Annotated in this window: 14 protein-coding genes and 1 tRNA gene; 1 reads left to right on the top strand and 14 read right to left on the bottom strand. The window is 37.1% G+C overall.

What is annotated here, in order from left to right; translation table 11 throughout:
- Positions 1 to 4: 4 nt before the first annotated feature.
- The 10 genes from RUH74_RS16435 to RUH74_RS16390 form a co-directional block, all read right to left on the bottom strand.
- Complete coding sequence (locus RUH74_RS16435) at positions 5 to 208, bottom strand: helix-turn-helix transcriptional regulator (RefSeq protein WP_313801908.1); 204 nt, start codon at positions 206 to 208, stop codon at positions 5 to 7.
- A gap of 25 nt (positions 209 to 233) precedes the next feature.
- Positions 234 to 743: a DUF6773 family protein gene (locus RUH74_RS16430; RefSeq protein ID WP_313801906.1), complete on the bottom strand. Its 510-nt coding sequence runs from the start codon at positions 741 to 743 to the stop codon at positions 234 to 236.
- Between the two features lie 183 nt (positions 744 to 926).
- Complete coding sequence (locus RUH74_RS16425; RefSeq protein ID WP_313801904.1) at positions 927 to 2,837, bottom strand: ABC transporter permease; 1,911 nt, start codon at positions 2,835 to 2,837, stop codon at positions 927 to 929.
- Entirely contained in the window at positions 2,812 to 3,582 is a 771-nt protein-coding gene (locus tag RUH74_RS16420) for an ABC transporter ATP-binding protein (RefSeq protein WP_313801902.1), read from the bottom strand. The genes RUH74_RS16425 and RUH74_RS16420 overlap by 26 nt, the downstream gene beginning before the upstream one ends.
- 180 nt (positions 3,583 to 3,762) lie before the next feature.
- On the bottom strand, positions 3,763 to 4,740 hold the full coding sequence (locus RUH74_RS16415; protein WP_313801900.1) for a sensor histidine kinase: 978 nt from the start codon (positions 4,738 to 4,740) through the stop codon (positions 3,763 to 3,765).
- Positions 4,737 to 5,438, bottom strand: coding sequence for a response regulator transcription factor (locus tag RUH74_RS16410; RefSeq protein WP_313801898.1), 702 nt, complete (start codon positions 5,436 to 5,438; stop codon positions 4,737 to 4,739). Before RUH74_RS16410 ends, RUH74_RS16415 begins: the two co-directional genes overlap by 4 nt.
- A 56-nt stretch (positions 5,439 to 5,494) precedes the next feature.
- Complete coding sequence (locus RUH74_RS16405) at positions 5,495 to 6,121, bottom strand: hypothetical protein (RefSeq protein ID WP_313801896.1); 627 nt, start codon at positions 6,119 to 6,121, stop codon at positions 5,495 to 5,497.
- Between the two features lie 252 nt (positions 6,122 to 6,373).
- Positions 6,374 to 8,233, bottom strand: a complete 1,860-nt coding sequence (locus RUH74_RS16400) for an ABC transporter ATP-binding protein (RefSeq protein WP_313801894.1) — start codon at positions 8,231 to 8,233, stop codon at positions 6,374 to 6,376.
- Positions 8,230 to 9,954 carry an ABC transporter ATP-binding protein gene (locus tag RUH74_RS16395; RefSeq protein WP_313801892.1) on the bottom strand — a complete coding sequence of 575 codons (1,725 nt, stop codon included), beginning with the start codon at positions 9,952 to 9,954 and terminating at the stop codon, positions 8,230 to 8,232. Before RUH74_RS16395 ends, RUH74_RS16400 begins: the two co-directional genes overlap by 4 nt.
- A gap of 1 nt (position 9,955) precedes the next feature.
- On the bottom strand, positions 9,956 to 10,432 hold the full coding sequence (locus RUH74_RS16390; RefSeq protein WP_313801890.1) for a MarR family winged helix-turn-helix transcriptional regulator: 477 nt from the start codon (positions 10,430 to 10,432) through the stop codon (positions 9,956 to 9,958).
- A gap of 175 nt (positions 10,433 to 10,607) precedes the next feature.
- On the opposite strand from RUH74_RS16390, the gene RUH74_RS16385 reads away from it, so the two are divergent.
- The gene (locus RUH74_RS16385; protein ID WP_313801888.1) at positions 10,608 to 12,083 is read left to right on the top strand and encodes a flavin monoamine oxidase family protein; all 1,476 of its coding nucleotides are present in this window, start codon (positions 10,608 to 10,610) and stop codon (positions 12,081 to 12,083) included.
- 233 nt (positions 12,084 to 12,316) lie between these two features.
- Here RUH74_RS16385 and RUH74_RS16380 read toward each other — a convergent pair whose 3' ends face one another.
- From RUH74_RS16380 to RUH74_RS16365, 4 genes are all read right to left on the bottom strand, one after another.
- Complete coding sequence (locus tag RUH74_RS16380; RefSeq protein ID WP_313801886.1) at positions 12,317 to 13,081, bottom strand: helix-turn-helix domain-containing protein; 765 nt, start codon at positions 13,079 to 13,081, stop codon at positions 12,317 to 12,319.
- 12 nt (positions 13,082 to 13,093) lie between these two features.
- Positions 13,094 to 13,918, bottom strand: a complete 825-nt coding sequence (locus RUH74_RS16375) for a VOC family protein (protein ID WP_313801884.1) — start codon at positions 13,916 to 13,918, stop codon at positions 13,094 to 13,096.
- A 316-nt stretch (positions 13,919 to 14,234) separates the two neighbouring features.
- Positions 14,235 to 14,834 (bottom strand): undecaprenyl-diphosphatase, encoded by a 600-nt coding sequence (locus RUH74_RS16370; protein WP_313801882.1) that lies wholly within the window; start codon positions 14,832 to 14,834, stop codon positions 14,235 to 14,237.
- Positions 14,835 to 15,110: 276 nt separating this feature from the next.
- Positions 15,111 to 15,184 (bottom strand) — tRNA-Ile (locus RUH74_RS16365).
- Between the last annotated feature and the right edge of the window lie 60 nt (positions 15,185 to 15,244).

The raw sequence follows: 15,244 nt of genomic DNA, 5'->3' as shown, positions 1-15,244 counted from the left end.
ATTATCATTCTTCATCCTCTTCCCAAAATAAATCATCCAAGGTCTTTGATAATGCCTTACAAATTGCCACACACAAATTTAAGCTTGGATTATACTTTCCTTGTTCAATTAGCCCAATTGTTTGCCTTGAAACCCCTACAAGTTTCGCTAATTCATCCTGTGATAAATCTTTTGCAACACGAGCTACCTTTAATTTAATATTTTTCATTGCTTTTCCCCCGCTTTTTAGACTGTCATTCGTCTAAATCCTGTTCAGATGCTTTTTTACTTGCTTTCGTAGCAACAGAAAAGCTGCCAGCAAATAAAACAAGAAAGAACGGAAGGTAGATCATCAATGCAGCAAAAAACACAATAACAAAATAAAAGAGGCTGTTCAATAAACCATTACCATATACTATTGCACTTCGAATCCCAAAAAATAAACCTATAATTACACCTAATCCCAAACCGATATATACATTTTTTGAGCTCATTGGAACTTTGCTGTTTCGATCATGAAGCTCCACTTCATCCGAGAAGATGCCCATGCTTGCTGCCCGAACAGTATAATAAAGGCCAGAGGCAAATAAAATAACCAACTCTGTAGTCACTAACTTTATATCTATCCCGTAAAAATAATACTTCATAGCAACCGACATTAAACAAAGAACCATCACAATCATGTAAATTTCCTTATATATTTTGTTTTGCATATTGATGATTCTTTCGTCTGCGATTTTCTGTCTTTTTTTAAGCCATTTCATGTACGTTCCCTCCTAGCAAGTTACTTCCTATTTATCCTATTATATATTATTGATTACAAAATGCAATATATATATTACATTTTAGTTTATATATATTTCTTTTCACTTAAATAAAAAGAGCCTATTTTGCTTAGCAAACAAAATAGGCTCTAAATACTTCACAATAGACAAGATCTATTCACTTCAGATTAACGATTTCTTCAAATTACGTAAATAATTGTAGCGAATAAAGAAAAAATAAATGAGCTGTGCGGCGAGAAAGCTGGCAAGAACAATAACAATCTCTTTTGCGATTGATAATGTAAAATAGCTTTGCAGTGCCATAAAAGCAAATCCGCTATGAATAAAAGCAACCACAATAGGAACAAAGAATAACAAGGCTAACTGGCGAGTCACAATCTTATTCATTTCCTGGTCGGTTAAGCCGATTTTCTTAATGGTTAAATACTGCCTGCGGTCATAATCTAAATCTGCATAAAGACGGAAGTAAAGGAAGCTTCCTGCCGTGATAAAGAAGACTGCCCCTATTAATAAAGCAACAAATAACATCATCTTAAACATGCTCATTTGATTATTTAATAAAGTCCCGCTCACTGTCATCGAATAGGAGCTATCATCAGAAGGAAAGGCTACTCCATCTTTCACTAAATTTTCTGCTATCCCCATCGTTTTCTCAATATCCTTTGTATAAAAGCCAGTAAATATTTCTGTGTTTATTGGTACAAGTTTTTCATATAATTCATCGCTGACGACAAGTCCTTCCTTATAGACAAGCTGCCACGGCAACACAACATGCTCTGTCGATTTTTTACGTTCAAGCTTTATTTGATCTTGCTTTAATGTAAATGTTGCTTGCTTAAATCTTCCAAGTGTTGATGTCAGCATTGCCAATGTGTCGTGTCCTTTAAGCGGTCTTTCTGTAAAATGATAACCTGCTGCTTTAGCAATCTTTTTATAATCAGAAAAAGATATCACAGCTATTTCTTCAGGTGAGTATGGATCTTTAAAAGATGCAGATGCTATTTCTACTATTTTTACCGGTACTTGATTCTTATGATAGCTCAATTGATTCGCTTTTAAATCCGCCTCTATTTGTGCTAAATTCTTTTGATGAAGCGGCTCCTCATTCTTTGCGATATAACTGATTTCTGCTGGATACTCTGCGTCAAATTGCTTATTCATCACATTCATCGAAGCAAGTGTCCCAACTGCACAAAATGCCACCGTTGAAACTATTGTAACCATAAAAAACATCCTGGCATTATCTTTCAAACGATAAGCAAGACTAGAAATCGTAATAATATTTGTTTTTTTCCAAAACAGCAGCCGATTTTTTTGCAATAATTTCGTAATAAATACCGATAGCTGTGTATAGAAGAAGTATGTCCCAACAATTGTCATGCCAATGACCGGCAGCATCCGAAACAATAGTGAATACATCGTTGCCGTAGCGGCTAAATAATAGCTGACTAGCAAAAGTATTGCTGAGAAAATGGATAGAAATACAGATGTTTTCGGCTCCTTTTTCGGCTTTTCTCCCGCCTGAAATAAATCGATTAGTTTATTCACTCGGACAAGAACAGCTGTAAATAAGGAGATGCAGAAAAATAAGATTAAAAAAGCACTTATTGTGATGATTAATACCTTTGTCGATAATATGAATGGAAGCTGTTCAATTCCAATCATCCTTGATCCAATCATTAAAAAAAGCTTCCCAGTAAGTATCCCAATACCAATCCCTGTTAGAATAGACGCAAGCCCAATAAGCATATTTTCAAAAAACACCATACGATTTAATTGACTTCTCGTCATTCCATGCATCATTAATATCCCAAATTCACGCTTTCGTGATTTTAGAAAAGTGCTGACAGAATATAAAACAAATAAAAAGGAAAAGAAATACATAATCACTTCTGCCGCTGCCATTAACTGTACAGCAAGCGAAGCAGTCACCCCATTTTTAATATCAGGGTGAAAAATAAAAAGTGCATAGACAAAGAAAATCAACACAGAGAAAGCACTGCTTAAAAAATATGCCGCATATGTCCGCTTATTACGGATGACATTTCTAAAGACGAACTGTGGAAAGGTCATGGCTATCCCCTCCTAACAGTGCAAGCATATCAATAATTTTTTGGAAAAACGCCTGACGATTATCTCCGCGATAGATTTCATTATATAGCTTTCCATCTTTAATAAAGATAACACGATGACAAAAGCTGGCAGCAACTGCATCATGAGTGACCATTAAAACGGTTGCCCCATCTTCCTCATTCAAAGATGTCATCGTTTCCATAACATCCTTTGATGCCTTTGAATCAAGATTACCTGTTGGTTCATCTGCTAAAATAAGTGAAGGTTTATGTATAATTGATCTCGCTATCGCTGTTCTTTGCATTTGTCCGCCAGAAATTTCGTACGTCCGTTTCTTCAAAATTTGATCAATCCCTAGCTTTTTAGCAACTTCCTGAAGTCTAGCTTCCATCTCACGCACACTTACCCCGTCAAGCGTAAGTGGAAGAACAATATTTTCCTCGACCGTTAATGTATCAAGCAGGTTAAAATGCTGGAAGACAAAACCAAGCTCGTGTCTTCTGAATAAGGCCGTTTCCTTTCGATTGAGCACATGCGGATTTTTCTCCCCGATAAATATTTCTCCTGATGTCGGTCGGTCTATCGTTGCTATTAAATTTAATAGGGTGGTTTTCCCGCTCCCTGACGGCCCCATAATCCCGACAAACTCCCCTTTTTCAATGGCGAAATTTATATTATTCAGTGCTTTATGAGCCACTTTTCCTTCATAGATTTTCTCTAAATGCTTCACGTTGAGAACCGACATGCTATCCACTCCCTGTTCTGTTTGTAGCTTCATTGTATATTTAAATCCACTGACCGTACTATGTCGCTGACTTACAGTTAGCTTACAAATTTGTAAGGTAATTAGTTCTTAAGTGTTCACCCACAGCATACAAAAATAAAGAAAGTGTCTTTTCGCGGTGCCAGGCACCGCGAAAAGACACTAGAAGATGATGCGTACAGTAGTCCCGTGGTCAACTTTTGATTCTATTTCGATTTGGTGGCCAAGTTTTTCGCATATTTGTCGTGCTAGATACAGCCCCATTCCTGTAGATTCCTGAAAGTTCCGTCCGTTTTCTCCTGTAAAATACGGATCAAACACACGGGAAATGTCGCTAGCTGGAATACCAACACCTTCATCTTGTATTTCCAATATACTATTTTTTCCTCGTTTGTACCCTCTAAAATACACCTTACGATTTTCCTTTACCGTATAGCGGACCGCATTCGTAATCAATTGTGTTAATACAAATGACAGCCATTTTTCATCGGAGACGATTGTTGAATGAACATCTATGAGGATGGATGGAAAAATGCGCTTACGAATAAATAAACGTTTCTGACTGGAGGTTACCGAACGTACAGTTGATTCTAAATGGAGGGTTTCTACATAGAAATCCCGATCAAATGTTTCAAGCCTCGCACTATATAAAACCATTTCTAGGCCTTTCTTTAGACGATCTACCTCATCTCCAATGGCCTTAAACTTTGGCTCGTCCTCTTCTTGGATCATTAAATGAATAACAGATACGGGTGTCTTCATCTGGTGAACCCACTGATTGATAAACTGAATATGATCTTCTAGCCTATATTTGTAGGTATGCAAGCCTTTTTTATAATGGCTATATTGAGCTTTCAACAGCTGCTGCAAACCTTCAGCTAAAGGAGAGCCTGCTCCTTGAGAATCGTTCGCCAAACCATCTATTGAAGTCAGCGGGTTTGCCAGCCGCTGATAAAAGCCTTTATTCCGTATATAGCGATAAATAAGATATCCTGTAAGAAGACAGATGCTCAGTATAGCAGCATACCCACTAACAGCCATATTTCGGTAACCATCAAGCCAATAAACGAGTAAGATAAGGAATAATTGCAGAAAATAAATGAAAATGAGGGACATCTGCTCCCGGAAAAATAACTTCATTCATCATGCCCCCAGTTTGAAATGAAACGATACCCTTTTCCGCGAATCGTTTGCAATGCATTACTTATATGTAAGGTTGCCAACTTTCTTCGCACACGTGTGATATACACATTTAATGTATTATCATCAACAAACGCCTGATCATCCCAAATTTTTTCTAGTAATCGATCTCTGCTGACCACACGTTCCGATTTTTTCATTAATTCATCCAAAATTTTTGCCTCTGTATGACTTAATTCAATGTTTTCATCATTGAATGTGAGAATCATTCGCTCCACATCCAGCTTTAAGCCTCCCACGGTAATGGTGCGGCTATTTTGAGAAGCTGCATATGAACCATAAGCCCTTCTAAGATGGCTATTAATTTTTGCAATCACAATCTCAAAGTCAAACGGCTTTGTAATATAGTCATCTCCTCCATTTTCAAGTGCCATCACTTGATCCATTTTCCCTTCACGTGCAGAAATAAATAAAATTGGGCAAGTAGATAGATTCCTAATTTGGCGGCACCAATAATAGCCATCATATTTTGGCAAATTTACATCCAGTAGAACAAGGTGTGGCTCATATTGTTCAAATTGGGAGCCTACAGTTTCAAAGTTATCAACAGTCTTTACGTCAAAATCAAATTTATCTAGATGATCTTCTAGTAAACGAACAAGCTGCTTATCATCTTCAATGATAAAAATTTTAAACATCTATCTCTATTCCCCTTTCTTCTTTTGAAAATTGCCCCAAAAAAATAGAAGATAGCCTAAAAGCTACCTCCTATATATTTGTAACCACCTATATATTTCGTTTTTTCAATGTATGAATCCTTTACCTCCCCTTCATTAGGAAGCTTAGGATTTATATGATTGCATTGAGGTGAAAGATAGGCTTGAAGCTCTCCCTCATATATTAAACTCAATTTCTCACAGTTTGCTAGATCATCGGGTTTAACAAAGCTTGGGTTTTTACTACTAATCACGATTCCACCGGAATATAAAATGGTTGCTACAAACTCCGAACAAAAGAAAGCTTTTTTTCTATGAATTTTTTTATTTAAAAGTACACCAAAAAGACCAATAAAATTATATTTATACTCATGTTTTTCAACTTCAATTTGCCGAACAACATTGAGCATCTGTTTATATTCTAATTCTGAAACAGAACATTTGTAAACTGCACATTTAGCCTTACTAAACAATTTTCCGTTCATATCTTCCTTTACAAAGCCTCCAATAAATGGGTTGTTTACGCGTTTTCTTCCAAAGCTATACGTTTTGTCTAATTCTTTTGTAAAGGAAATGGAAGCATGATTTAAAGGGTATTTCGTGAACCTTCTAATCATTTTAGTTAATAATGTCCCTGTATCTGTAAGAATGATGTACACTTCCATTTCATATCCCCCTTCTAACAACTAGCAAGTTCGCATTCCGTTTTTTCATATCTATTCTTAATTTCATCTTCCTATAAATTCCTTAACAGTTGAACAATCCCGAGCTCTATCTTTATCTAGGACCAGAGTCTTATTATTAATAAAACGCTTTGAATAGCTATAAAGTTTCATTTTTTATACTTTTTTAGGTAATAAAGGTAAATAAAAACAGCCCCTCTGGAGGAAAGGCTGTTTTTATTTATTATATATGACTTATCCTGCTGTTTTTTCTGAGAACTGACTGTTGTAAAGATCGGCATAGAACCCATTTTCCTCAAGAAGCTCTAAATGTGTCCCTTGCTCAATTACCTTGCCTTCATTCATGACAAGAATTAAATCAGCATCTTTTATTGTTGAAAGACGATGAGCAATAACAAAACTTGTCCGTCCTTCCAACAATCGGTTCATCGCCTGCTGAATAAAGATTTCTGTCCTTGTGTCTACACTTGAAGTCGCTTCATCCAATATCATTATTGGCGGATTTGCAAGAATCGCTCGTGCAATCGTCAAGAGCTGTTTTTGACCTTGCGAGATATTAGATGCCTCCTCATTTAATACCGTCTCATAGCCATCTGGCAAGGTGCGAATAAAGTGATCAGCATGTGCTGCCCGTGCAGCTGCATAGATCTCCTCATCTGCTGCTCCATCCTTTCCATATGCCAGATTATCTTTAATTGTCCCATTGAAAAGCCAGGTATCTTGAAGTACCATTCCAAAGCTTTTTCTAAGATCTCTGCGCGACATTTTCCTTGTGTCATGACCATCTATCTTGATCTTTCCGCCATTTAATTCATAAAAACGCATGAGGAGATTAATCATCGTCGTTTTCCCTGCACCTGTTGGTCCAACGATGGCTACTGTCTGACCAGGCGCTACATTAATATTCATATCTTTAATTAACAGATCTTCCCCATATCCGAAATCCACATGTTCAAAAGTAACAGCACCTTGTGCACGTAATAAAGACTCTGTCGTCACTTCTTTCTTCTCCTCTTCTTCATCAAGAAGTTCAAACACACGTTCAGCAGCTGCAACGGTAGCCTGTATTATGTTGGCGATATTTGCTGTTTGTGTAATTGGCTGTGTAAATTGCTTTGAATACGTAATAAAAGCTTGAATGTCCCCAATGGTAATGGCTCTCTGCGTAACCAAAATTCCGCCTACTACACTAATGATGACATAGCTTATATTTCCAATAAAAAACATAATCGGCATAATAATACCTGATATGAACTGAGCTTTTCTGCCCGCTGCGTATAATTCCTCATTTACAGTATCAAATTGCTCTAACGCCTTTTTTTCATGTCCAAATGATTTTACTACTTGATGACCCGTATATATTTCCTCAATATGTCCATTTAATTGGCCAAGTGTTCTCTGCTGATCAGCAAAATGTTTTTGGGACCTTTTCAATATGGGTCCGATGGCAAACATTGAAACCGGCAAGCTAATTACTGCAATTAAAGTCAGGATTGGACTAATTGAGAGCATCATTATAATTATCCCAACAATTGTAACAATAGAGGTAATAAACTGCGTCAAGCTTTGCTGAAGTGTACTGCCAATTGTATCAATATCGTTTGTCACGCGGCTAAGTGTTTCTCCATTAGATCTGCCATCAAAATATTTAAGAGGCAGTCTTCCCAGTTTTTCATTTACATCTTCTCTTAGATCATACACAGTTTTTTGAGCAACACTCGACATAATATATTGCTGTAAATAGCTGAACAAGCTGCTAAAAACATATAATCCAGCAAGAAGGAGCAATATTTGGCCAATCTTTGTAAAATCAATTGCCGCCCCTGGAATACCTTGAAATTTCCCATATGCCCCTTCAAATAATTCAGTTATCGCTGTTCCCATAATTTTTGGTCCGACAATCATGAAGATTGTACTCAATATCGCAGCAACAAAAACAGCCGTCAATTGGTATCTTCGAGGTTTTAAATAACCCAATAGACGTCTTAATGTCCCCTTAAAATCTTTTGCTTTTTGCCCCATCATCAACATGCTTCCTCCACCTGGGCCTTGCCCCATCTGGTGGCTAGTTTGAGCTTTTTTCCTCTTGCTCATGCGATCTCCTCCTCTGAAAGCTGTGAAAGGGCGATTTCACGATAAACATCATTCGTTTCAATTAGAACCTGATGTGTACCGATTCCTGCAATACGTCCATTTTCTAAAACGATGATACGATCCGCATCAACGACTGTACTAATCCGCTGGGCAACAAGCAGCACAGTTGCATCCTTAGTTTCATCTTTTAGTGCTTGACGAAGCTTTGCATCTGTTTTGAAATCAAGTGCAGAAAAACTGTCATCAAATATATATAGATCCGGTTTTCGAACAAGCGCTCTGGCAATCGATAATCTTTGTTTCTGCCCCCCAGAAAGATTGGATCCTCCCTGCTCAATTTCTGATTCATATCCATCTTTCATTAGTTGTATAAAATCTTCTGCTTGCGCAATTCGAGCGGCATGTTCAATCTCATCCTGGGATGCGTTGGGTTTTCCGAAACGAATATTCTCAGCTATTGAGCCAGTAAAAAGCATAGCTTTTTGCGGCACAAAGCCTATTTTTGAACGTATCTCGCTTTGTGGAGCTTCTCTAATATCGACCCCATTCACACGAATACAGCCGCTAGTTACTTCATAAAAACGGGGAATCAAATTAACTAGCGTTGATTTCCCTGATCCGGTCCCGCCTATAATTGCTGTTACTTCACCCCTTCTGGCTTTAAAACTAATATTTGTCAGCGCGGGTTCTTCAGCACCTGGATAGCTAAAAGTCACATGCTCAAACTCAAGTGTCCCTTGCTCACGATCTGCTTTCAGTTTTCCTTCATCAAGAAATGCCGGTTTCATATCAAGTACTTCATTTATTCTTTTTGCTGATACTGCTGCACGAGGTACCATAACAAACATCATAGAAGCCATAACAAGTGCGAACATAATTTGCATAACATATTGGATAAAAGCCATTAAATCCCCTATTTGCATGGCTCCATTATCAATGCGAATTCCACCAAACCAGATAATCGAAACAACAGTCAGATTCATAACAAGCATCATTACAGGCATCATAAACGCCATCACTTTATTCACTTTAATTGAAACATCTGTCAGTTCTTTATTCGCCTTCTTCAAGCGTACTTTCTCCTGTGGTTCACGATTAAACGCTCGTATCACTCGGATCCCTGTTAAATTTTCACGCAAAACAAGATTTAAACGATCGAGCCTTTTTTGAACGGTTTGAAAAAGTGGCATTCCTTTTTTAAAAATAAATAGAATCGAACCAATTAACACAGGCATTGTAACAACCATGATAAGGGATAATTCTGCATCCTTTGAAACAGCCATAATGATTCCCCCGACTAACATAATCGGTGCGCTTACAACCATACGAAGCATCATAATGACAACTTGTTGAATTTGCGTAATATCATTTGTTGTTCGTGTAATGAGTGATGACGTTCCAACTTCGTCAAATTCCTGCAATGAAAACTTCTCCACATGACTAAAAACCTTTCTCCGAATATCACGGCCAAGTCCCATTGCTGCATTAGATGAATAATAGCTTGCAATAACAGAAGCTAAGGCCCCTATTGCTGAAACAACAAGCATTAAACCACCAATCTTCCAAATATATGGTGTGTCCCCTATAACCACTCCATTATCAACGATATCTGCCATCAGTGTCGGTAAAAAAAGCTCAGCCATTGATTGTACAAAGACAAGACCTAAAACCGCTAAAATAATCCATTTGTAGACGGACAAATGCTTCAGTATTTTTATCAATTTAATTCCCTCCTTGATCTGCCGCTTGGGTTTCTAAATAGTTTGAAAGGAGCAAATGCGATTCAAGGAGTTCTTCATACTGTTTATCTGTTAGCTGCTCCATCGCAGCCTGAAACAGTTGGTGAATACCACCATCTTGAAGATGTATCTTCTTTAGAAATGCTTCTCCTTCATTCGTTATCGATAACTGCATTTCTCTTCGATTCCCTTTTACTTTCTGACGGCTTAAAAAGCCTTCCTGAACAAGTCCATCCACCGCATAGCTTAGCGTGCTTTTGGGAAGAAAGGTTTGTTCTCCTACCATTTTTTGTGTCATTTCCTTATGGAGTATAATCGTCATTAACACTGTATATTGGGGTACAGATAATCCATTTTCCACAGCTGTTTTCTGAACAAATCGCACGATATTTTTCTGGACTCTCCAAAAGGAGCGCAATAATTGTGTTGAACGAATTAATTTTTCATTATCACTTTTCATATTCGCTTCATCATCCCTCCAATTATAAACAGTTCAAAAATGAACAATTTAGTTAAGGAATATAAATTAGCACCCTTCTATACCCTTCGTCAAGTAATAATAACTAGCTATCCCTATGACACTTATGCATAACTGCCTCCCTATCTTCATAATTTGAAAATTAGGAGGTGAGAGTTTGGAAAGCGTTCCCACTAGTTTTTCTTCACTTAATTATCCTGATGATATGCTAGCTATCATCAGAAATGGGCTAAAACGAGGAACAGCACCTAAGGAAATCTTAATTGCAGGCGCTGGGATTGCCGGATTAGTGTCAGCCTCGTTATTAAAAAAAGCAGGACATAAAGTTACTATACTGGAAGGAAATACCCGTGTAGGCGGGAGAATTTACACAGTAAGACATCCATTTACTAAGGGGAATTACGTTGATTTAGGAGCTATGAGAATCCCGAATACTCATGTTCTCATATGGGAATACATTCGCCTCTTCAAACTTCGTACAAATAAGTTTATCAATTCTACACCCTATGACTTAATCTTCGTTAATAATGTCCTTACAACACGAAAACAGTATGAGAATAATCCTGATATATTAGGCTTTCCTATTCAAGAATGGGAAAAAGGAAAAACCGCTGCTGAGCTGTTTCTAACAGCTGTCAAACCTTTTATCGATCTTTATAACAATAGTACTTCTGAACAGCGTGAGGAATTATTAAAGCAATACGGCAGGTACTCGATGCAAGATTTCTTGAAATACAATCCACTAGGTCCCCCCCTATCTTCCAATGCTATCCGAATGATTAATGTATTACTTGATATGGAAGGCTTTGAGGAATTATCCTTTACTGATATTTTAATTGATATTATCTTTCCTATTTTTAATGCAGACATTGAGTTTTATGAAATTCATGGCGGAAATGACAAACTTCCATTGTCCTTCCTTGCTGAACTTCACAACAATATTTTATATGGTCAAAAGGTGGAAAGAATCATCCAAACTGATAAAAACATTCTTTTTCAGACGAGAAATCAGATAACAGGTGAAGTCCACTCATTTTCTGGGGATCTTGCAATTACTACCATTCCCTTCCCTGTATTCCAGTTCATTGATGTTATCCCGTATGATTCTCTCTCTTTTAATAAATGGCGAGCCATACGTTCACTACAAAGTGTTACTTCAGTCAAAATTGCCATTGAGTTTAAAAGTCGTTTTTGGGAAAAATTCAAAGTGGGAAATGCAATTTCAGATCTTCCGATACGTTTTAGTTATATACCTAGCCATGGTGTCGGAAAAAATGGACCAAGTATCCTTCTTGCCAGCTATAGCTGGGGACATGATGCAATGCTGTGGAACAGCTTGTCTAATAAAAATATTATTTACTATGCGCTTAAGGATCTTGCCAAAGTATATGGAAATATAGTTTATATGGAATATTTGCAGGGGATTTCCTTTAATTGGGGGAAAAATCCCTTTTCAGCTGGGTGCTTTACCTTATTTACTCCTGGCCAAATGGAGGATTTTGGTGATTCGATTCAGAAGCATGAAGAAAGGCTGCACTTTGCTGGCGAGCATACTTCTTTCTTCCATGGATGGATTGAGGGGGCTATTGAATCTGGAATACGCGTAGCATATGAGGTGAATGAACGTGTATGAAATGGTAAGACATTTCCGAAGGGATTAGACACAGTGGTTGGTGAAAGAGGAGTTCGCCTAAAAAAAGCCCATTCCCTATTAGGGATGGGATATATTTTAAGTGCCAATGATAATCACTTTTTCTCAAATAGTAATTTAAAAAGTTAATTTTTGTTATAAGCAATCGAGCATTGGTATTTAGCTATTCGGCAAATTCTTTATTCAAACGTTTGTTTAAAAATTGCTATCCTACATTAGTTTACTAACGGGATTAAATAATCGAAGGTAACCGCTTCTGTATCCGCATATCTTTCAATCTTATTTACTTGTGCTGGTTGAAAACCATACCGAATGACTACTTGTATGTAGGAGAAGCATAAGAATGCATCATCCGCCCGACAATTTTGTAAAACGGCAAATAATGTAGGTGGAACTAGCTCGAGCCGAATATTTTCCGTTTCTTCTAACAGAAACTGTGACCCTACCTCAAAGCCAATCTCTCCAATAATTTTATCAGGTGTCAATTGCTCGGTTCTTACATAAACTTGTTCAGAAACTTCTCCTCCATATTCTTGAATCCTCTGTTTTGCTAGAATGAAATATGACAAAAATGGATGTGGATTTCTTTTCGCCTCAAACCTTTGCCAAACCATACGCTTCTCCTTTTCCCACTTTGATAATAACAAGGGGTGGGTATTATCCGTTTTGATGCCACCTACATATTTCCTAGCCGCCGCCAAGGCTTCCATCCTTTTATCTAAATCTATTTTCCAGTGGTCGAGCATCATCTTTTTTTGTTGCTCATTAGCATGACTATATCTTTTTATTTCACTTATCGGTATATCTGCCAGTCTCAAGGAGTCTATGATTTTAGCAAGGGGAATTTGATCAGCTGTATAGGCCCTATAGCCATTTTCTAATCGAGCAGATGGATTTAGCAGTCCTTTTTTATCATAAAATCTTAACTTACTAGGAGAAAGACCTGTCCTCTTGGAAAATTCCTGTATAGTAATATGCATCTGTATTCCCCTTCAATTCACTATATATGACCAAACATTTATACGATTATTATCTAGATCATAAATATGGAATCCACCCCATCCATTTATTGGATCACCTGCAATTTCCGAAGGCTTAATCCCATTGCGAATTAACTTATTATACTCATCGAAGAACACGTCTGGGCGTATATCATAGTAAGTTCTAACTTGATTGTCATTTGGCTTTTTTACTATTTTTGTTGTTTGCAAAAGCCAGATATTATCCCAAAAACATTGATTTAATACATTTCTATCGTACGCATCCTCTGACCTCATATGGGCATATCCATTTTCCGCATCAACTTCCACGACTTCGAATCCAAGGTGCTTTTCATACCATTGTGCAGATAACCTCGGATCTCTTACATGGATAATCGTATTAACCGTACCAAAACCAACAATACCAGAAGGTGGATAAACTGTACGATCTTCACCCCTTGCTTCCTCTACTATCGTTAGATTCGTCTGATTAAATCCATAAACTTCACAATACCTTTGACCATTTGGTAACGCATGAATTTCTGTAAACGCCACATCATTCTCAGCTAAATAACTTAAAGTCTCATCCAAATCGTATGAAGCAAAACCAAGCTTCACGTTCCCTTTTGTTTCTGAGGATTGGAAATGATCATACACACCTTCAAATGATTTGATTGTGACCACCCCAGACCTTGGCATTTTCATAAACCCCTTCTTTCCTACCCAAGAGGTTACTTTGTCCAAACATTTCCATCCTAAAATTGTCTCATACCATGCAATTGCTTCATCAAACTTGTCAGGCTCCACCATAATAAAGCCGCCGTCCCAACGATACATCTAAACACCCCTTCTAAAGTAAATTACATCTTTAGCATAAAGGTTAGACCTACTTTAATGTCAAGGATATTTCCGAATTTTTTAAAAATTAAATTTAATATGCTCCATTTTTGATCACTTTTTATCTCTTTCCACAAATACTAGTAACAGAATAGGGAAAAGTGATTTAGTAGGCTAGAGGATAGGCTGCACGGTAAGTCAAAAAAATAAAGCCAGAGGATAAAAACAGTTCGTTTTTCCCCTCTGGCTTTATAATTTCCCATGCTCTTCCTTAAAGTAGCTATGTCTGCTATCTTTCATTCGATTCAACTATTTATCAAAAATCCTTTGATTTCGTTTTTGAAGGTAAAATATACCCCTCACCCTTTTCGTAAATCTTTAATACTTTCTGAATGAATCCGATCTTAGGCACAACATAGTAAAAAATAATCGCAGAAATGATACTTATTATTGCCCCTACAGCGACATCAGCAGGATAGTGAACCCCTACCCACATTCTTGAAATCCCTACTAAGATTGCCGCTATTATCCATAAAAATCCATAGCCCTTTTTATAAAGCCAAAAAGTCATACAAAATGAAAAGAAAAGGATCGTATGGTCACTTGGAAAGGAATTTCCTACTGTTTTTTCTATTAATTTATTCACATTTTCCAGTTCAACAAAAGGCTGATAGTTTGAATGTAGTGTTCCTGCTAGTTTTCCGATGATTTCAGCAAAAATAAAAGTAAATCCCGCACTTATAACCATCATTCTATTCTTATACTCACGAGTAAACCAATAAATAATCGTTGCTAGCGCTAAAAGATATACTGTATATTCAGCAATAAAAACAAACGGAGAATTTAAATATGTGTATTCTTTCCCTAAGTCATTAATCATTCTAAATATATTGATGTTGGTTTCTGTAAATGACATTCGTTACCTTCCCCCTATTTCCTTTAATACTACTACAATTATGTCTTGTGTGTAGTAAATGGAAAATCTATTTACCTTACAAAAGCTTACACTTTTGTAAGGTATAAGTTTATAGCTTTAGATAAGTAACCTCAGAAGCTTATAATAATGGAGATCTAGAATAATAAAATAAAAAAATGGGTAACTAACTAGATCTCAACGAGACGGTTAGTTATCCATTTTTTTTTGCCTATTTCTTAAAAGAAGAATTAGGTTAAACGATCAATTCATCTATGATGGGCCTAAATGGACTCGAACCATCGACCTCACGCTTATCAGGCGTGCGCTCTAACCAGCTGAGCTATAGGCCCGTACAATGGGGCGGCTGATGGGAATCGAACCCACGAATGTCGGAACCACAATCCGATGCG

Origin of the sequence: Cytobacillus sp. (genome assembly GCF_032154635.1) — a bacterium.
GTDB lineage: Bacteria > Bacillota > Bacilli > Bacillales > Cytobacillaceae > Cytobacillus.
The sequence above is the reverse complement of the archived record's forward strand: the minus strand, read 5'-3'. Positions and strand labels throughout refer to the sequence as shown.